We start from the raw sequence: 18,840 nt of genomic DNA, 5'->3' as shown, positions 1-18,840 counted from the left end.
GGCCAGGGCTGGCGGGCGGTGCCCGGCGGGCCGTGCCGCGGGCCACCGGCACCAGGGCGCCCGGGCCGCGCCGCGTGCGGCGCAGGGGGTTCAGGTTGTCTCCGGCTTGTCGTTCTTCGTTGTGTGCGCTGCATGTTGCCCAGCGCCATGCAGGCAGTCGATTGAGTAAAATTTCCCGAGGCTTGAGCAAACGCTCAAGTCTGTTTTTCTGACGGGATGTATGGCCGAGCTGGACTGGTATTTGCAGATCAACCTGAAGGCCCGCCACCTGCGCCTGCTGGTCACCATCGACACCTACCGCAACCTCACGCAGGTGGCCGATGTCACCCATGTGACCGTGCCGGCCGTCTCGAAGGCCTTGTCCGAGCTCGAGCGCGGCCTCGGGCTCGAGCTGTTCACGCGCACCACGCAGGGCCTGCGGCCCACGCCCTATGGCGAGTGCCTGGTGCGCCATGCCCGCACCATGCTCACCAACCTGCATGCCGCGCGCGACGAACTCAAGGCCCTGAGCTCGGGCACCGAGGGCAAGATCAACATCGGCGTGCTGCCGGCCTCCACCTACGTGCTGCTGCCACGCGCGCTGGCGGTGCTCAAGCAGCGCTCGCCGGGCACCAATGTGCAGGTCACCGAGGCCTCGTCGGCGCTGCTGCTGCCCGAGCTGTGGCAGGGCCGGCTCGACCTGGTGGTGGGCCGTCTGCCGCCGCCCAGCGCGCTGAGCAGCTTCAAGGAAAAAGAGCTGCTGGAGGAGCCGGTCAAGCTGTTCACCGGCCTGCACCATCCGCTGGCCCGCAAGACCCGGGTGGACTGGTCGGACCTGCGCGACTACCCCTGGATCCTGCCGCCGCTGGGCTCGATCCTGCGCGACCCGCTCGAGCGCGCCCTCGAGGCCCACGAGGTGCCGCTGTCCAACAACTACATCGAGACCCTGTCCACCCATCTGGCACGCGCCTACCTGCAGGTGTCGGATGCGATCGCGGTGCTGGCCGGCGGGGCGGCCAACGACCTGGTGCACCCGCTGCACAAGCTGCCGCTGGCGCTGCCCAAGATGCTGCGGCCGGCCGGTGTGCTGTGGAACGGCAACCGCCGCCTGACCCCCGGCGCGCGGCTGATGGTGACCTGCCTGGAGGAGGCTGCGCAGCAGCTGCAGGCCGAGTTCGAGGCGCAGCGCGCGCCTTAACCATTGCCTCAAACCCCTGGCCTTTTTTGTCAATCGACTGGGCCGTGAGTCGTCGGCAAGATTTCGACGCGTTCATCGAATCACAACGACACACGGAGACAGCGTGATGCGCAGCCACGGCGGGCCACCGGCCCCTGCCGCCCGGGCTGCCGCATCGTCCAGATCCTTGTTCGGCGCGCCCGCGGCGCCCGGCTGAGCCAGCGCGGCCCGGCCTGCCGCGCCAGCGTCCGTGACCGGTGAGGCCCCGCGCCGGCGGGCATGCCCCGGTCCATCAGAACAAGGAGACAAACGTGATGCATGAGTTCGGCAGGCGTGCGCCTGCGGCACGATCGGCGCAGCCCGTGGCACTGGCCGCGGCCCTGGTCGCAGCGGCGGCGGCCATGCCGGCGCAGGCGGTGGACCTGAACCCCGGCGGCGACTGGCAGGTGCGCTGGGACAACACCGTGCGCCTGAGCAGCGCGCTGCGGGTCAAGGGCGCCGACCTGGCCGCCGCCAGCCCCAACACCGACGACGGCAACCGCAACTTCGGCAAGGGCCTGGTGTCGGCCCGCGCCGACCTGCTGAGCGAGTTCGATGCGCAGCGCGGCGGCTTCGGCCTGCGCCTGTCGGGCGCGGCCTGGTACGACGGTGTCTACAACCGCAGCAACGACCACGACTCGCCGCTGAGCGCCAGCCGCTCCAGCGGCCCCGGCAACAGCTTCTCGGCGGGCACGCGCGAGCTGGCCGGGCGCAAGGCCGAGCTGCTGGATGCCTTCGTCTTCGGCCGCCACGATTTCGGCGGCCCGGTGCTGTCGGCCCGCCTGGGCCGGCACTCGCTGATCTGGGGCACCAGCCTGTTCTTCGGCATGAACGGCATGGCCAAGGGCATGGCGCCGATCGATGTCTACAAGCTCAGCCTGCCGGGTACCCAGGCCAAGGAAACCACGATGCCGGTGCCGCAGCTGTCGGCCACGCTGCAGCTCGGCGCCGACACCAGCCTCGAGGGCTACCTGCAGTTCGGCTACAAGCCCACCCGGCTGCACCCGGCCGGCAGCTACCTCAGCAGCACCGACATGCTGGGCGATGGCGCCGAGCGCATGTTCATCGGCAATGCCACGGCCAACCGCTGCGGCAGCAGCACGGTGCCGGTGTCGCAGCGCTTCAACAACTGCTACCTCAACTTCCTGGGCCTCGATGAAGGGGCCAAGGCGCGCAACCTGGGCCTGGCGCTGAACACGCGCATCGAGCGGCTCGACGCCGACCTGGGCCTGTACGCGGTGCGCTACCGCGACACCTCCACGCTGATCCAGACCAACACCGGCGGCGGCAGCTACCGCCTGATCGTGCCGGCCGATCCGATCGAGGCCGTGGGCCTGAGCCTGGCGCGGCAGATCGGCGAGGCCAACGTGGGCCTGGAGCTGTCGGTGCGCGAAGACCAGCCGCTGATCGCCAAGGAAGGCGTGGTCACCGCCGCCGACCCCAGCTACGCCAAGGGCCGCACCGCGCACCTGAACCTGTCGTGGACGCTGCTGCTGCCCAAGGCCGGCTTCTGGGAAGGCGCCAGCCTGCTGGGCGAGCTGGCGGCCAACACCGTGCTCGACATCGACCCGGTCAAGACCAGCGTGGCCGGCCGCCTGCCGCTGGGCACCGAGAAGCTCAACCGCGAGCGCCACCGCCATGCCTCGGGCCTGCGCGTGATCTTCACGCCCACCTGGTACCAGGTGCTGCCGGGCCTGGACCTGAGCGCGCCGGTGAACCTGGGCTGGTCGCTGCGCGGCACCTCGATGATCGACAACTCGTTCCCGTTCAGCGGCAGCCCCGACCACGCCGGCGAGCTGATCCTGGGCCTGACCGGCGTGTACCTCAGCCGCTGGAACGCCAACCTCTCGTACATCCACTACATCGGCAAGGCCGCCACCCAGCCGGTGTTCGACCGCAACTACCTGCGCCTGTCGCTGCAGGCCACGTTCTGATGACGCCGGTGCACCCGCTGCGCGCGCCGCAAGGATCCGAATCGATGAGAACCCAGGAGACCCTTCCCATGCATGCCAACCTGCGCTGCCACGCCGCCTCGTGGCTTCTGGCCACCTTGCTGGTCACCGTGGCCATCGGTGCCGCCGCCCAGGACAGCGCCGCGGCGCTGAAGTCGGGCACGCTCACGCCCTATGGCGCCGAGCGTGCAGGCAACCGCGAGGGCACCATCCCCGCGTGGGACGGCAAGCCCGCCGCCACGCCGCTGGACGCCAAGGGCCGCCGCGCCGACCCCTATGCCGCCGAGAAGCCGCGGCTCAGCATCAACGCCGCCAATGCCGCCGCCCAGGGCGACAAGCTCAGCGACGGCACCAAGGCCCTGCTGGCGCGCAACCCCGACTGGCGCATCGACGTCTACCCCTCGCACCGCGCCGCGGTGTTTGCGCCCGCCGTCTACGAGCAGGTGGCGCGCAATGCCGCGCGCGCCAAGCTGGCGCACGACGGCGTGGCGGTGGACGATGCCTATGGCGGCGTGCCCTTCCCGGTGCCGCGCAACGGCCACGAGGCGGTGTGGAACCACATGCTCAGCTACCGCGGCCAGCTCACCCAGTTCGTGGCCGACAAGTACGTCATGACCTCGGCCGGCCAGCGCGTGCTCACCAGCCGCCAGCAGACCGCCCTGCTCTACCCCTACTACGACCTGGCCAGCCCGGCCGACAAGTTCAGCGGTGAATGGGCACGCGCGCGCATCGGCATCACCGAGCCGCCGGCCAATGCCGGCCAGTCGCTGATGACCATCGACTACGTTGACAACTTCGGCAAGCCCAAGGACGGCTGGCAGTACGTGCCGGGCCAGCGCCGGGTGCGCAAGTCGCCCTCGGTGGCCTACGACACGCCCGATCCGTCGACCGCCGGCCTGGCCAACTTCGACGAGGTCAACCTGTTCATCGGCGCGCAGGACCGCTACCAGTTCAGGCTGGTGGGCAAGCGCGAGATGTACGTGCCCTTCAACAACAACGGCCTGATGCTCAAGAGCGTCGACCAGGCCATCGGCAAGGGCGCGCTGGCACCCGAGGCCGTGCGCTGGGAGCTGCAGCGCGTGTGGGTGGTGGAAGGCGTGCTGCGCGACGGCAAGCGCAACGTGGCCGCACGCCGCCGCCTGTACCTGCAGGAAGACACCTGGCAGGCCGTGCTGTCCGACACCTGGGACGCGCAGGGCAAGCTGTGGAAGACCGGCCAGGCCTTCACGCTGCTGGCCGGTGACCAGCCGCTGGCCACCACGCTGAGCTATGCCATCTTCGACCTGCTGGCCGGCGGCTGGGTGTATGCGGCGGCCATCAACGACACCGGCGGCGTCAACTACGCGCCCTACGACGCCAAGCAGCTCAACAGCTTCTCGCCCAACGCGCTGGCCAGCAGCGGGGTGCGCTGAGCGTGGCCGGGCACATGCAGGGCGGCGGCCTGCGCCGCCGCCAGGTGCTGGGGGCCGCGGGCCTGGGCGCCAGCGGGCTGGCGCTGCTGGCCGCGGCCGGCGTGCGCGCGGCCGCACCGCTGCAGGCCCCGGCCGCGGCGCGGCTGCCGGTCAGCGAGCGCCCGGCGCTGGCGCTGCGCCGGCCCACGCAATGCGTGCTGCTGGCCGCGGCGCGCGCCGGCAAGCGCCTGCTGGCGGCCGGTGAACGCGGCGTGGTGGTGGGCTCTGACGATGGCGGGCGCAGCTGGCAGCAGGCCGAGGTGCCGACCAGCGTCACCCTCACCGCGCTGGCCTTTGCCGACGAGCGCCTGGGCTGGGCCGTGGGCCACCAGGGCGTGGTGCTGCGCACCGACGACGGCGGCCGCCGCTGGCAGCGCCTGGCCGCCGAGGGCGGCGACCGGCCGCTGCTGCACCTGGCGCTGCGCCGCGACGGCACGCTGATCGCCAGCGGCGCCTACGGCCTGGTGCAGACCAGCCGCGACGGCGGCCGCCAGTGGGCGATGCTGGGCGACGAGCTGCCCAATCCCGAGGGCCTGAGCCTGTACGGCCATGTCGAGCGCGATGGCGAGCAGTGGCTGTTTGGCGAGCAGGGCCTGCTGCTGCGCGCCGATGCCGCCAACCCGCGCTTTCGCGCCCATGCGGCGCCGCAGGCGGCCACCCTGTTCAGCGGCCTGGCGCTGCGCGACGGCACGCTGCTGATCGGCGGCCTGCGCGGGCGGCTGCTGCGCAGTGCCGCGCCCGGTGCGGCTTTCGAGAGCGTGGCCACGCCGGTGGATGCCTCGCTGCTGGGGGCCGCGCAGCTGGCCGACGGCACGGTGCTGCTGGCCGGTGCGGCCGGCCAGCTGCTGGCCTCGCGTGATGCCGGCCAGCGCTTCGTGCCGGTGCCGCTGAACACCCGATTTCCCTTTGCCGCCGTGGCCGCCGCACCCGATGGCGCGCTGCTGCTGGCCGGCCAGCGCGGCCTGCTGCGTGTGGAGCCGTCCGCCCTGGAACCCCGGAGTCTGCAGAAATGATGTCCACCGGCGCCAACGCCGTTCTGTCCGTGGCCGGCGCCACTGCGCCGGCGGCCCCGGCCGAGGCCTTGCCCGGCTTCGATGCCGATTCCGGCTCGCGCCTCGAGCGGCTGGTGTTCAACCACCGCCGCTGGGTGCTGGGCGTGGCCGCCCTGCTGACCCTGCTGCTGGGCCTGCTGGCCACGCGGGTCAGCCTGAACGCCAGCTTCGAGGGCATGCTGCCCCTGCAGCACCCCTATCTGCAGAACTACCTGGCCGAGCGCGGCAAGCTCGCGGCCCAGGCCAACCAGCTGCGCATCGTGGTCGAGCGCCGCGACGGCGGCAGCATCCTCGACAAGGATTACCTCGAGGCGCTGCGCCGCGTCAACGACGAGCTGTTCCTGCTGCCCGGCGTGGTGCGCGGGCAGATGAAGTCGCTGTGGACGCCGTCAACCCGCTGGACAGCCGTCACCGAGGCCGGCTTCGAGGGCGGCACGGTGATGCCCGACGACTACGACGGCTCGGCGCGCGCACTCGAGCGCGTGCGCCTGAACATCGAGCGCTCGGGCGAGGTCGGGCAGCTGGTGGCGCGCGACTTCCGCTCGACGGCCATCCTGGTGCCGCTGGCCGAGCGGGCCGAGCGTGGCGAGGCCGCGCCCGGCACGCCCGGCGGCAGCAGCGCCGCCGGGCTCGACTACACCGCGCTGCAGCAGCAGCTCGAGGCGCTGCGCGCGCGCCACGGCAACGAGCGCATCCAGATCCGCATCACCGGCTTTGCCAAGGTGGTGGGTGACCTGATCGACGGCATGGCCCAGGTGGCGCTGTTCTTCGCGCTGGCCGCGGCCATCGCCACCGTGGTGGTGCTCTGGTACACGCGCTGCCTGCGCAGCACCGCGCTGGTGATGGCCTGCTCGCTGGTGGCCGTGGTGTGGCAGCTGGGCCTGCTGCCGCTGCTGGGTTTTGCGCTCGACCCCTACGCGGTGCTGGTGCCCTTTCTGGTGTTTGCCATCGGCATGAGCCATGGCGCACAGAAGATGAACGGCGTGATGCAGGACATCGGCCGCGGCCTGCACCGCGAGGTGGCTGCGCGCCTGACCTTCCGGCGCCTGTTCATCGCCGGCTTCACCGCACTGGCCTGCGATGCGGTGGGCTTTGCGGTGCTGCTGCTGATCGAGATCTCGGCCATCCGCCAGCTGGCGCTGATGGCCAGCCTGGGCGTGGCGGTGCTGGTGTTCACCAACCTGATCCTGCTGCCGGTGATGCTCAGCCACACCGGCGTCAGCGCGCGGGCCGCGGCCCGCGCGCTGCGCGAGGCCGAGGCCAGTGCCGGGCTGTGGGCGCTGCTGGTGCGCCTGACCGCGCGCGGCCCGGCGCTGGTGACGCTGGCCCTGGCGCTGGCGCTGGCCGGCTGGGGCCTGCACGCGGCCCGCGGGCTGCAGATCGGCGACCTGGACGCCGGCGCCCCCGAGCTGCGGCCGCAGTCGCGCTACAACCTCGACAACGCCTACCTCACCAGCCACTACGCCACCAGCAGCGATGTGCTGACCGTGCTGGTGCGCACGCCGCCGCAGGGCGCCATGCGCCAGGCCGTGCTGGAGCGGGTGGACGAGCTGGAGTGGCGGCTGCGCCAGCTCGACGGCGTGGAGTCGACCCAGTCGCTGGCCACGCTGGCACGCCAGAACGCGGTGGGCATGAACGAGGGCCAGCTGCGCTGGTACGAGCTGCTCAACGACCAGGGCGCGCTCAACACCGCGGGCTCGCGCGCGCCGCGCCACATCGTCGACCCCGGCTTCTCGCTGCTGCAGGTGCAGGTGTTCCTGGCCGACCACAAGGCCGAGACCCTGCGCCGCGTGACTCGCGAGATCGAGCGCTTCGCGGCCGAGCACGACAGCGAGGCGGGCCGCTTCCTGCTGGGCGCGGGCAATGCCGGCTTCGAGGCCGCCACCAATGCCGTGGTCGAGCGCGCCAACCGCCAGATGCTGCTGTGGGTGTATGCCGCGGTGGTGCTGCTGGCCTATGTCACCTTCCGCTCCTGGCGGGCGGTGGCCTGCGCCGTCATCCCGCTGGTGCTGACCTCGGTGCTGGCCGAGGCGCTGATGGTGCAGCTGGGCATCGGCCTGAAGGTGGCCACGCTGCCGGTGGTGGCGCTGGGCGTGGGCATCGGCGTCGACTATGCGCTGTACGTGCTGAGCATCCTGCTGGTGCAGCTGCGCCAGGGCGTGTCGCTGGCCGAGGCCTACCGGCGCTCGCTGCAGTTCACCGGCCGGGTGGTCATGCTCACCGGCGTGACCCTGGCCGTGGGCGTGGCCACCTGGGCCTTCTCGCCCATCAAGTTCCAGGCCGACATGGGCCTGCTGCTGGCCTTCATGTTCATCGTCAACATGGTCGGCGCGCTGGTGCTGCTGCCGGCGCTGGCGCACTTTCTGCTCAAGCCCGCCGCCCGGGCGCCGCTGCTGGACGAGGCCTTTGGCGGCCCGGCCGGCTGAACCGGAGCCCACCGCCATGTTCAAGCACATCCTGGTGCCGGTGGACGGCACGCCGCTGGCCGACCGCAGCATCGAGCAGGCGCTGGCCCTGGCCCGGGTGCATGCGGCGCAGATCCACTTCCTGCATGTGCAGCCCGATGTGGCCGCCACGGCCGATGGCGCGCTGCTGCTGGCCCTGTCGCCCGGCCTGCTGGCCGATGGCGCGCACGGCCGCCCGGGCCTGGTGCTGGCGCGTGCCGAGGCCGCGGCGCGGCTGGCCGGCGTGCCCTGCCACTGCCTGGCCGTGGTGCATGAGCAGCCGGCGTTGGCCATCCTGGCGGCGGCCGGCACGCAGGGCTGCGACCTGGTGTTCATGGCCAGCCACGGCCGGCGCGGGCTCAGCGGCCGCGGCCTGGGCCGGGTGACCCGCGCCGTGCTCGATGCGGCCCGGCTGCCGGTGCTGGTGGCCGCGGTGGAGATCAACCAGCCGCTCGATGCCCGGGCCCGCGCGCTGGGCGTGCTGCGGGCCGAGCACCGCTCGCTGGCGGCGGTGATCCAGGCGCTGCAGCAGCACTGGGCCCGGGTGCAGGCCGGCGCCGCACCCGATTTGCCGCTGCTGCGCGCGATGCTGTTTTATCTGGCGCAGTTTCCCGAGCGGCGCCACCACCCGAAAGAAGACACCCAGCTGTTTGCCCGCCTGCGCCAGCGCACCGACAGCTGCAATGCGCTGCTCGACCGGCTGCAGGCCCAGCACCGCCAGGGCACGCAGCAGTTCGCGGCGCTGCAGGCCCTGCTGGCCGCGCTGCAGGCCGGCCAGCCCGATGCCGCGGCGCAGTTCGGCGCGGCGCTGGCGCGGTTTGCCGAGGACCAGGCCCAGCACCGCCGCTGCGAGGAGCAGTTCGTGCTGCCGGCCGCCGCGCAGTGGCTGCACGACGACGACTGGCAGGCCATCGCGGCGGCGTTCGAGGCCAACGGCGATCCACAATTCGAGCCCGGTGGCGACCAGGCCTTCGAGCAGCTGGCCGAGCGCCTGCTGAGCCTGGCCGGCGCCACCCGAACAACACCAACGGAGACACGATGATTTCGAGACGCAGCGCGCTGCAGCAGGCCCTGGCCCTGGGCGCGGCCACCAGCCCGTGGGCCCCGGCCCGGGCCGAGGTTTATCCCGCCAAGCCCATCTCGCTGTATGTGGCGTTTGCGCCGGGCGGGGCCGCCGACATCGTGGCGCGCCTGGTGGGCAAGGAGATGGGCAAGAGCCTGGGCCAGCCGGTGGTGGTGGAGAACCGCCCCGCCCCGATGGTGGCGGTGACGAGCACCCAGCGCGCCCGGCCCGATGGCCACACGCTGATGGTGGCCGGCAGCGGCACGGCGCTGAGCAGCGCGCTGTTCAAGAGCCTGCCCTACGACCTGATGAAGGACTTCGTGCACGTGTCCACGCTGGCCTCGTTCGACCTGGTGCTGATCACCGGCGAGGGCTCGCCGCTGCGCTCGGTGGCCGAGGTGCTGGCGCTGGCGCGCAGCAAGCCGGGGGCGCTGACCATCGGCAGCGCGCGCATCGGCAGCACGCAGAACCTGGCCGCCGAGATGTTCAAGGCCATGACCGGCATCGATGCGCTGATCGTGCCCTTCAAGACCACGGCCGAGATCCTGACCGGGCTGCGCTCGGGCGATGTGCACGTGGCGTTCGAGATGCTGCCGCCGGTGCTCACCCAGATCCGCGCGCGCAGCGTGCGGCCGCTGGCGGTGAGCTCGGCCACGCGCTTTGCCGGCCTGCCGCAGCTGCCCACGCTGGCCGAGAGCGGCGTGCCCGGCTACGAGGCGGCGTCGTGGAACGGCATCAGCGCACCGGCCGGCACGCCGGCGGCGGTGATCGAGCGCCTGAACCGCGCGGTGCAGCAGGCGGTGGCCACGCCCGAGGTGCAGCGCGAGCTGCAGGCCGCGGGCATGGTGGCCCAGGCCGGCACGCCCGAGCAGATGAGCCAGCGCATGCGCGCCGACATGGCCAAGTGGCGGGCGGTGATCGAGCGGGCCGGCATCGAGAAGCAGTGAGGCCGGCCCCGGCGCATCAAACGCGCATCACACGCGCATCAGAAGCGCACCAGCAGACCGCTGTGCACGCCGGTGATGCTGCGGCCGTTGATGTCGGCGGCCTGCGTGAAGTTGCGCGACAGGCCGGCCGATCCCGAGGGGCGGAAGCCGGCGTTGCGGCCGTTGCGCAGCGTGTCGACCATGGCGAACACCGTGGTGCGCTTGGACAGGCTGTAGTACGCGCCCAGCGAGCCGCCCGAGGCGTCCTGGCCGCCGCCCGAGTTGTCCTTGATCCAGCCCCACAGCGCGCCCACGCGCAGCAGCGGGCTCACCTGGTAGTCGGCCGAGACCTGCCAGATGTCGAAGCTGCGGTTCACGTCGGCATTGGTGCCGGCCACCAGGCCGCCCACGTTGCCGAGAATGCTGCCGGCATTGGCGCTCACCGCGGTGGAGGTGCTGTTGTTGCTGCGCACATAGGCCAGGTAGACCTTGCCCTTGCCGTGGTCGTAGTTGGCGTACAGGTTGTCGTAGAACACCTGGGCGCCCTGCGCCGCGCCGTCGGCCGGCTTGGCGCGCAAGCCCGCGTAACCCACGCGATAGGGGCCGGTGACGTAGTCAAAGCCGCCCTGGAACACCGCCTGGTCGAACAGGCCGGCCGGGGTTTCGGCCAGCGCCACGTGGGCGTCGATCTGCAGGCCCTGCATGCGCGGCGAGATGTAGGCGATGTCGTTGTTGTAGCGCGAGGGCACGCCGAAGTTGTTGATCATCGAGCCCAGCGTGCGCGAGCTGTAGTCGATGTAGTCGCCGCGGAAGAAGATGCTGCCGTTCTGGCGGCCCAGGCGGAACTCGCCCCACTTCGGCGAGGCCAGGGCCACGAAGGCCTGGCGGTCGAAGAAGCGCGTGCTGTCGGCCGAGGTGCCGGTCTTGCTGTTCAGGCCGCCTTCCAGCACCACGCGGGCGGTGAGGCCGTCGCCCAGATCCTCGCTGACCCGAAAGCCCAGCCGGCTGCGCATGCTGGCGCCTTCTTCGGTGCCCTTGAGGGTGGTGCCCGAACTGCTGCGCATGTAGTTGAAGTACTGGTCCATCGAGCCGTAGATCGTCACGCTGGCGTTTTGCGCCGTGGCGGCGGTGGCGCACAAGGCAAGGCCGGCGGCGCCCAGGGTCTGGCAGAAGGGGGTCATGTCTCGCATCCGTTGTGGGTGTGGTGGCAAAGCCCGCACCCGGCCGCTGGTGGCCGCCGTGCAGGCACCGCGGCCCGGGGCCGTGGCGGCGCGGATTGCACAACGCCGACTCGCGCCCCTCAAGGCCTGGCCTCTGCGTTTGCGCGCTGATCGCGCACCGCGCGCGCTCAGCGTTCGCTTGGCGGGTTATCCCGGTGCCGCACTGTGGCGGCCAGCGCACGCCGTGCCGGGCCGGGGGCGGCCGCTGTGGCGCCCGCGCCTACAGGATCAACCGCAGGGCCTGCGCGGCCTCCTGCAGCAGCGGCAGCAGGCGTTCAACCAGCGCCTCGGGCGCGTAGGCCTGCGACTGCACGGTCATGCCGATGGCACCCTTGCACTCGCCCTTGCGGTCTTTCAGGGGCATGGCGATGCCGCGCAGGCCCAGGTCGAGCTGCTGGTCGGTGAGCCAGTAGCCCAGGCTGCGCGCCTGCTGCACGTTGTCAAGAAAGCGCTGCGGGTCCACCACCGTGTGCTGGGTGTAGGCGCTGAAGCTGTGCTCGGCGATCCACTGCGCCAGAAAGGCGTCGTCGTGCGTGGACAGCATGGCCACGCCGGGCGTCACCACATGCGCCGGCACGCGCACGCCCACGTGGTAGCCGATGGTGACGAAGCGCGGCGGGTTGCTGCGCGCCAGGTACACCACCTCGTGGCCGTCGAGCACGCTGACATTGACCGTCTCGCCCGACTGCAGCGAGACCCGCTGGATGAAGGGCTGCACCAGGCGCGGCAGCCGCGCCGCCTGCAGGTAGCTGTGGCCCAGGCGCAGCACCCGCGGCGTCAGCCAGAAGTGCTTGCCGTCGGTGTCGGCATAGCCGTCGTGCACCAGGGTCAGCAAAAAGCGCCGGGCCGCGGTGCGGGTCAGGTCGGCGCGGCGCGCCAGCTCGCTGGGGGTGAGCTGCACATGCGTGTCGTCGAAGGCCTCGATCACCCGCAGGCCCTTGCTCAGGCCCTCGATCAGGTCCTTGCGGGCGATCGGTGCTGGCGTGCTGGGCTCGGGTGTCATGGCGTGGGGTCTCCGCAAAAACCCGGGAATCGATCAGTGATCGCCCCGGATGCGCGATCATCGCGCATTTACGGCCGGCAGGCATTGCCGCGCCGCCGGCGCATGCCTATCGTGCGGGCGCCCGCCCGGGCCGGCCACCCGGCTGGCGGCGTGGCCCGCTGGAAGCGCACGATGCAGCCCAACCCCCACGACCGCGAAGCCCTGCACGAGGTGCCCAACCCGCTGGGGCTGGACGGCATCGAGTTCGTCGAGTTCGCCACCAGCCGCCCGCAGGCGCTGGGCCAGGTGCTCGAGATGATGGGGTTCCGACCCGTGGCGCGGCACCGCTCGCGCGAGGTGCTGCTGTACCGGCAGGGGCCGATGAACGTGGTCATCAACGCCCATGTGAGCGCGCGGCCCCAGCACAGCCCGCCCACCGACACGCCGGTGATCACCGCGGTGGCGCTGCGCGTGCGCGATGCGGCCACCGCCTTCCAGCGCGCGCTCGACCGCGGCGCCTGGGCCGTGCCCACCCGCGTGGAGGTGATGGAGCTGAACATCCCGGCCATCCACGGCGTGGGCGCCAGCCGCATCTACTTTGTCGACCGCTACCAGGAGTTCAGCATCTGGGACGTCGACTTCGTGCCCATCCCCACGGTGGAGCGCCAGCCGCCGGCGCTGGCCGGCCTGCACTGGTTCGGCATCGTGCAGTACATCGGCACCGACCGCATCGACGACTGGTGCGAGTTCTACCGCGAGCTGTTCGACTTTGACGAGCTGCCCGACAGCGAGCGCTTCGGCATCCTGCCCAAGGGCCGCATCCTGCGCAGCCCCTGCCGCAGCTTCTACCTGCAGCTGATCGAGCCCGAGCCCGGCATCGTGGACGTGGACGGCGACGAATCGCTGCAGCGCATGGGCCTGGGCACGCCCGATGTGCCGGCGGCGGTGGCGGCGCTGCGTGCGCGCGGGGTCGAGTTTGTCGACGGCCCGGGCGCCGAGCCCCAGGCCGCGCAGCGCGGCGCGCTGACCAAGAGCTGGCTGGGCGGCGTGATGTTTGAGCTGGTGCACGACCCGAGGGCGGCCTGATGTCGCGCACCACCGGCAACATCGACGACTTCGGCATGGACACCATCACCCTGGCGGGCTCGCTGGGGGCCAAGCTGCAGGCCATCCGCGAGGCCGGCTTCAGCCAGGTGATGCTCAAGGCCAATGACATCGTCGGCCACGAGGGCGGCGTGGACGCCGCGGTGCGCCTGGTCAAGGCCAGTGGCCTGCGGGTGACCGGCTTTCAGGTGCTGCGCGACTTCGAAGGCCTGTCGGGCCACCTGCACGACTACAAGGTGGACATGGCCAAGGCCATGCTCGAGATGGCGCGGGCGCTGGGTGCGCCGGTGCTGCTGGCCTGCTCGTCGACCAGCCAGCACGCCACGCAGGATCTCGACGCCATCGCCCGCGATCTGCGCAAGCTGGCCATGCTGGCCGTGCCGCTGGGCATCAAGGTGGCGTATGAGGGCCTCAGCTGGGGCCGCACGATCAACGAGTTCACCACCGCCTGGGACGTGATCTGCCGCGCCGACGCGCCCAACCTGGGCATCGGCATCGACAGCTTCCACATCTTTGCCACCCAGACCCCGCTGGACGCGCTGGACCAGCTCGACCCGCGCAAGATCTTCCTGGTGCAGCTGGCCGACTTCATGTGGCAGGAGATCCGCACGGTGGAGGAGCGCATCAGCACCGCGCGCACCTTCCGGGTGTTTCCGGGCGAGGGCGTGCACAGCGTGCAGGTGGCCGACCTGGTGATGCGCCTGGCCGCACTGGGCTACCGCGGCGACTACAGCTTCGAGGTCTTCAACGACGACTACCAGCAGATGCCGCTGCCGCTGGTGGCCCAGCGCGCCCGCGCCTCGGCCGAATGGCTGGGCGAAGACGTGCTGCGCCGCTCGGTGCCGCTGCCCAACCGCATGCGGCTGGGGCGCGGCACGGTCTGATCGGCCGCGGCCGCGGCGGCGCTGCTGCCGCGGCCGCGCTGTTCACACGCCCGCCACAGCCGGCGGGCAAGCTGCGCGGCTTGCCCAGCACCGCGCCATCCCTGCCGCCCGCCACGCCTGCGCCGCTGCCGCGCGCGGCGCCCATGCCGCGCGGCTTTCACCGCCTGATGGCGGCGCAGTTCTGCTCCTCGCTGGCCGACAACGCGCTGCTGATCGTGGCCATCGCGCTGCTGGCCCAGCGCGGCCTGCCGCCGTGGTGGGCGCCGCTGCTCAAGCTGGGCTCCACGGTCTCGTACGTGGTGCTGGCCCCCTTTGTCGGCGTGCTGGCCGATGCCTGGCCCAAGGCGCGGCTGATGGAGGTGATGAACGCCCTCAAGCTGCTGGCTGCCCTGGCCCTGCTGGCCGGCCTGCACCCGGTGGCGGCCTTCGGCCTGGTGGGCCTGGGGGCCGCGGCCTATGCACCGGCCAAGTACGGCCTGGTGACCGAGCTGGTGGGCCCCGAGCGCCTGGTGCGCGCCAATGGCTGGATCGAGGTCTCGGTGGTGGGGGCGGCGCTGCTGGGCGCGGTGCTGGGCGGCCTGCTGGTCAGCCCGCGGCTGCTGGGCCATGCCGCGCTGGCACCCTGGCACGACGCCCTGCCCCAGGCCTGCGGGCCGCTGGCCGTGTCGCTGGCGGTGGTGGTGGCCATCTACGCGCTGGCCGGCCTGACCAACCGCCGCGTGCCCGACAGCGGCCACCCGCTGCAGCGCGTGCCGCTGCATCCGCGCGCGCTGCTGCGCGACTTCGGCTGCGCCAACCGCACGCTGTGGCGCGACCACGAGGGCGGCCTCTCGCTCACCGTCACCACGCTGTTCTGGGGCCTGGGCGCGACGCTGCAGTTTGCGGTGCTGCGCTGGGCCGAGCAGGTGCTGGCGCTGCCGCTGGCGCAATCGGCCGGGCTGCAGGCGGTGATCGGCGTGGGCGTGGTGCTGGGCGCCGCGGTGGCCGGGCGCTACGTGCCGCTGGCGGCGGCGCGGCGCATGCTGTGGGCCGGCGTGCTGCTGGGCCTGATGATGCCGCTGGTGGCGGCCACGCAGCAGCTGGCACTGGCCGCTGCGCTGCTGCTGGTGGTGGGCGCGGTGGGCGGGCTGATGGTGGTGCCGCTGAACGCGCTGCTGCAGCACCGCGGCCATGTGCTGCTGAGCCCCGGACGCTCCATCGCCGTGCAAGGCTTCAACGAGAACGCCAGCGTGCTGGCGATGCTGGCGCTGTATGCGCTGCTGCTGAAGGCCGAGCTGCCCATCGTGCAGGTGATGGCGCTGTACGGCCTGCTGATCGCCGCCAGCATCGGTGCGCTGGCCTGGCGCGAGCACCGGCGCGGGCCCCGGATCTGAACGCACGCGCTGAGCACCTGCGCTGAGTACGCGCCAAGTACGCGCCAAGTACGCGCGCTGAGCGCTCACGCTGAGCACCCACGCTGAGCACCCACGCTGAGCGGGGCGCGCGGCCCTCGCCTGCCCCGCAACCCGGCACGCCGGGTGGCCTGGATCCGCGGTGTGGGGAGGCCTCCACCGTGAGGCAGGCCGCCCGGCCAGCGCTGCGCCACGTGCACCACGGCGTCACGAAATGCCGCGTCAGACGCGGCCTGTTCGGGTGTTGCCGGTTACTGCGGGCCTCACAAAAGGTATAAACTGTTTATACCGTATAAACCAATGCCTGCGCCCCGCGCCGCAGGCCGGCCCAGGAGACCCGAATGGCCAACACGACCCTGCTGTGGTGGACGCTGCTGTGCGCAGTGAGCGTTTTCAATGTGCTGGCCTGGACCGGCGCGGTGCTGTGGGTGCGCCGCCAGGCGCCCGGCCTGCCGCAGCACACGCGGCGTGCCATCCAGCTGCAGATGCTGCTGTCGGCCGGCTACGTGCTGGGTTGCGCCTACCGCTCGGCCTTTCCGGTCTACGACGTGGCGCGCCAGGTGCTGGTGGACTCGTGGTGGTCCAGCGTGCTGGTCGGCCGCTCGGTGGCCACGGTGGCCGAGCTGTGCTTTGCCGCCCAGTGGGCACTGCTGATGCACCACCTGGCGCGCGCCAACGGCCACCGGCCGGGCCTGCGCGTGGCGCAGATGGTGATGCCGATGATCGTCACCGCCGAGATCTGCTCCTGGCATGCGGTGCTCACCACCTCCAACCTCGGCCACGTGATCGAAGAAACGCTGTGGGGCCTGTGCGCCGCCGCGCTGGTGGCCAGCCTGGTGCTGATGTGGCCGCGCTGCCAGCGCGGGCTGCGCCCGGTGCTGGCCACCGTGGCCGCCATCGGCGTGTGCTACGTGGCCTACATGTTCCAGGTCGATGTGCCCATGTACTGGACACGCTGGCTGGCCGAAAGCGCGCAGGGCCACGCGCCGCTGTCGCTGGCCGAGGGGCTGTTCGACGCTTCACGCCGCTGGGTCGTGACGCACGATTGGGCCCACTGGCAATCGGAGGTGGTGTGGATGACGGCCTACTTCAGCGTGGCCGTGTGGCTGAGCATCGGCCTGATCCACGTGCCGGCGCGGCTGCTGCACCCGCGTGCGGTCGCGCAACCGCAAGCCGCGCGCCGCCTCGAACCGGCCTGACCGAAAGCCGACACCATGAAATCGACCACCGCCTTCAGCCTGCTGCGCGTGTTTCGCGCCGCGCAGTATTCCGAGCAGGGCATCCGCAGCGCCTGGCGCGACGAGGCCGCGTTCCGGCAAGAGCTGCTGCTGGTGCTGCTGCTGGCCCCGCTCACGCTGTGGCTGCCGCTGCCGCGCATCGACACCGTGCTGCTGCTGGCCCTGATGGGCTTGGTGCTGGTGGCCGAGCTGCTGAACTCGGGCCTGGAGGCCATCGTTGACAAGGTCTCGCCCGACATCCATGTGCTGGCCGCCAAGGCCAAGGACTGCGGCAGCGCGGCGGTGTTCATCAGCCTGCTGATGCTGGCCGGCGCCTGGCTGGCGCTGGCCGGGCCGGCGCTGTGGGCGCAGCTGGGCCTGGGGCGCTGAGACAGGCCTGAACGGCGCGTTGCCGGCGCTCAGCCGCGCGGGGCCGGGGTGCATGTCCACGTCGCCCAGGGCCTGCAGGCGCTGGGCCACATCGGCATGCACCGGCCAGGTGACCAGGATGCGCGGGCGGGACGGATGGGAAGCCGGTGGGGTCATGGTGTCAGCGCCACGCGGGCGTGGCATTCAAAGGGCGCGCCGCCGTGCAGGCGCACGACGCCGAGATTGCCGCCGCCGGCATCACCACCGTGCTGGACGCCCTGGAGCAGACCCAGGTGCTGCGCAGCCAGCACCTCATCCCGAGCAGGCCCGCACCGACTACACCGGCAAGAAGGGCTGGAGCGGCGCGCAGTTTGACGACGAGGTGCCCATCGCCCCGCAGCGCCAGGCCGCCCTCGCCGAGCCCAACCGCCGCTGGTTTGCCGACTTGGCCCGCAGCCACGGCGTGGCCCTGGCCACCCACGACGACACCACGCCGGCCCATGTGGACGAGGCCCGCGGCCTGGGCGCCACGATGAGCGAATGTCCCACCACCCTGGCCGCCGCCTGCCACGCCCATGCCCAGGGCCGGAGCACCATTGCCGGCGCGCCCAACGTGGTGCGCAGCGGCTCGCACTCAGGCAACGTGGCGGCCATCGATCTGGCGCGCCAGGGCGTGCTGAGCGGCCTGTCGTCCGACGACGTGCCCGGCAGCCTGCTGCAGGCCGCCTGGATGCTGCACCGCGACGGCGGCTTCAGCCTGCCCCAGGCCGTGCGCGCGGCCAGCCGCGGCCCGGCCCAGGCCGCCGGCCTGCACGACCGCGGCGAGATCGCCCCCGGCTTGCGCGCTGACCTGGTGTGCGTGCGTGAGGTGGACGCACGCGCACCCGGCGGTGCGCGAGGTGTTTGTGCGCGAGGTGTTTGTGGGCGGCCGGCGCGTGGCGTGAGGCCGCTCGGCGCCGGTGCATCCGGCCACGGCCAGGCTCAGTCTTCGTCGGGCGTCCAATCGCCCGCGTCCTCGAAAGGCGCGCCGCGCTCCGGCCTCTGAAAGGCCGCCCCCACCGGCGAATCCAGCAGCGGCGCCACCGTCGGATCGAGCTCCATCACCCGCGTCAGCGCGTGCACGCGCTGGTGGCCCGGGTCTTCCATGTAGGCATCCGTCTCGGTGCCCGCCAGAAAGCGCCAGCCACTGTCGCCAGCGAACATCGGTGCCTCGCGGTACATGAATCGCACCGGCTGGCCATCGGCCACGATCTTGTCGGTGGCCAGGCAACGGTCGGCTGCGGCGGTGGGTTCAAGGGGGGCGGTCATGGGTGCGCTCGGGGAGCAGGTGGTGTTCTCGGGGCGTGATCATGCGGCATGGTGCGCTGGGCGCCGCCGTCTACGGCCTGGCGCTCCACGCCGTGGGCACCGTGTTGATGAGCGCGACATCACTACTGTGTTTGCCATTCGGCCGAATCGGGGCCGGTATCCATTGATTAATACTGGCAGACCGAACCGACCGCACATTGTGAAATCCCATGCTGGCCGGCGCTTGCCCGCTGCGGTTGGCATTCGCCGCGGATGGAATGGGGGACCACATCAGAGACGCAC

Annotated in this window: 16 protein-coding genes; 13 read left to right on the top strand and 3 right to left on the bottom strand. The window is 71.8% G+C overall.

From position 1 onward, the window contains the following. Positions 1-220: 220 nt before the first annotated feature. From N4G63_RS27680 to N4G63_RS27650, 7 genes are all read left to right on the top strand, one after another. On the top strand, positions 221-1,177 hold the full coding sequence (locus N4G63_RS27680) for a LysR substrate-binding domain-containing protein (RefSeq protein ID WP_314600519.1): 957 nt from the start codon (positions 221-223) through the stop codon (positions 1,175-1,177). Positions 1,178-1,470: 293 nt separating this feature from the next. Then, on the top strand, positions 1,471-3,129 hold the full coding sequence (locus N4G63_RS27675; RefSeq protein WP_314600808.1) for a DUF1302 domain-containing protein: 1,659 nt from the start codon (positions 1,471-1,473) through the stop codon (positions 3,127-3,129). Positions 3,130-3,197: 68 nt separating this feature from the next. Continuing rightward, complete coding sequence (locus N4G63_RS27670) at positions 3,198-4,559, top strand: DUF1329 domain-containing protein (protein WP_314600518.1); 1,362 nt, start codon at positions 3,198-3,200, stop codon at positions 4,557-4,559. Between the two features lie 2 nt (positions 4,560-4,561). After that, positions 4,562-5,611 carry a WD40/YVTN/BNR-like repeat-containing protein gene (locus tag N4G63_RS27665; RefSeq protein WP_314600517.1) on the top strand — a complete coding sequence of 350 codons (1,050 nt, stop codon included), beginning with the start codon at positions 4,562-4,564 and terminating at the stop codon, positions 5,609-5,611. Then, positions 5,608-8,076 (top strand): efflux RND transporter permease subunit, encoded by a 2,469-nt coding sequence (locus N4G63_RS27660; protein WP_314600516.1) that lies wholly within the window; start codon positions 5,608-5,610, stop codon positions 8,074-8,076. The genes N4G63_RS27665 and N4G63_RS27660 overlap by 4 nt, the downstream gene beginning before the upstream one ends. 16 nt (positions 8,077-8,092) lie before the next feature. Beyond that, complete coding sequence (locus tag N4G63_RS27655; RefSeq protein ID WP_314600515.1) at positions 8,093-9,136, top strand: universal stress protein; 1,044 nt, start codon at positions 8,093-8,095, stop codon at positions 9,134-9,136. Beyond that, the gene (locus N4G63_RS27650; protein ID WP_314600514.1) at positions 9,133-10,104 is read left to right on the top strand and encodes a Bug family tripartite tricarboxylate transporter substrate binding protein; all 972 of its coding nucleotides are present in this window, start codon (positions 9,133-9,135) and stop codon (positions 10,102-10,104) included. Before N4G63_RS27655 ends, N4G63_RS27650 begins: the two co-directional genes overlap by 4 nt. A 38-nt stretch (positions 10,105-10,142) precedes the next feature. Here N4G63_RS27650 and N4G63_RS27645 read toward each other — a convergent pair whose 3' ends face one another. Continuing rightward, positions 10,143-11,264 carry a porin gene (locus N4G63_RS27645; protein WP_314600513.1) on the bottom strand — a complete coding sequence of 374 codons (1,122 nt, stop codon included), beginning with the start codon at positions 11,262-11,264 and terminating at the stop codon, positions 10,143-10,145. Between the two features lie 259 nt (positions 11,265-11,523). Continuing rightward, positions 11,524-12,306 carry an IclR family transcriptional regulator domain-containing protein gene (locus N4G63_RS27640; RefSeq protein ID WP_314600512.1) on the bottom strand — a complete coding sequence of 261 codons (783 nt, stop codon included), beginning with the start codon at positions 12,304-12,306 and terminating at the stop codon, positions 11,524-11,526. 171 nt (positions 12,307-12,477) lie between these two features. Between N4G63_RS27640 and N4G63_RS27635 the strand changes: the two genes are divergently transcribed. The 6 genes from N4G63_RS27635 (at position 12,478) to N4G63_RS27610 (ending at position 18,295) form a co-directional block, all read left to right on the top strand. Next, positions 12,478-13,371, top strand: coding sequence for a VOC family protein (locus tag N4G63_RS27635; RefSeq protein ID WP_314600511.1), 894 nt, complete (start codon positions 12,478-12,480; stop codon positions 13,369-13,371). Next, complete coding sequence (locus N4G63_RS27630) at positions 13,371-14,273, top strand: sugar phosphate isomerase/epimerase family protein (RefSeq protein ID WP_314600510.1); 903 nt, start codon at positions 13,371-13,373, stop codon at positions 14,271-14,273. The genes N4G63_RS27635 and N4G63_RS27630 overlap by 1 nt, the downstream gene beginning before the upstream one ends. Before the next feature lie 143 nt (positions 14,274-14,416). After that, a complete protein-coding gene (gene lplT / locus N4G63_RS27625; RefSeq protein WP_314600509.1) occupies positions 14,417-15,646 on the top strand; it encodes a lysophospholipid transporter LplT in 1,230 nt (409 codons plus the stop codon). 359 nt (positions 15,647-16,005) lie between these two features. Next, positions 16,006-16,863 carry a hypothetical protein gene (locus N4G63_RS27620; RefSeq protein WP_314600508.1) on the top strand — a complete coding sequence of 286 codons (858 nt, stop codon included), beginning with the start codon at positions 16,006-16,008 and terminating at the stop codon, positions 16,861-16,863. Between the two features lie 15 nt (positions 16,864-16,878). Next, positions 16,879-17,271, top strand: coding sequence for a diacylglycerol kinase (locus tag N4G63_RS27615; protein WP_314600507.1), 393 nt, complete (start codon positions 16,879-16,881; stop codon positions 17,269-17,271). A 361-nt stretch (positions 17,272-17,632) separates the two neighbouring features. Then, positions 17,633-18,295, top strand: coding sequence for an amidohydrolase family protein (locus N4G63_RS27610; RefSeq protein WP_314600506.1), 663 nt, complete (start codon positions 17,633-17,635; stop codon positions 18,293-18,295). Here N4G63_RS27610 and N4G63_RS27605 read toward each other — a convergent pair. Beyond that, positions 18,232-18,558, bottom strand: coding sequence for a DUF2185 domain-containing protein (locus N4G63_RS27605; protein ID WP_314600505.1), 327 nt, complete (start codon positions 18,556-18,558; stop codon positions 18,232-18,234). The two genes, N4G63_RS27610 and N4G63_RS27605, sit on opposite strands and share 64 nt — an antisense overlap. Positions 18,559-18,840: the final 282 nt, after the last annotated feature.

Source organism: Aquabacterium sp. OR-4, assembly GCF_025290835.2.
Taxonomy (GTDB): Bacteria; Pseudomonadota; Gammaproteobacteria; order Burkholderiales; family Burkholderiaceae_C; genus Pseudaquabacterium.
This window is presented reverse-complemented; position numbering and strand designations above follow the sequence as displayed.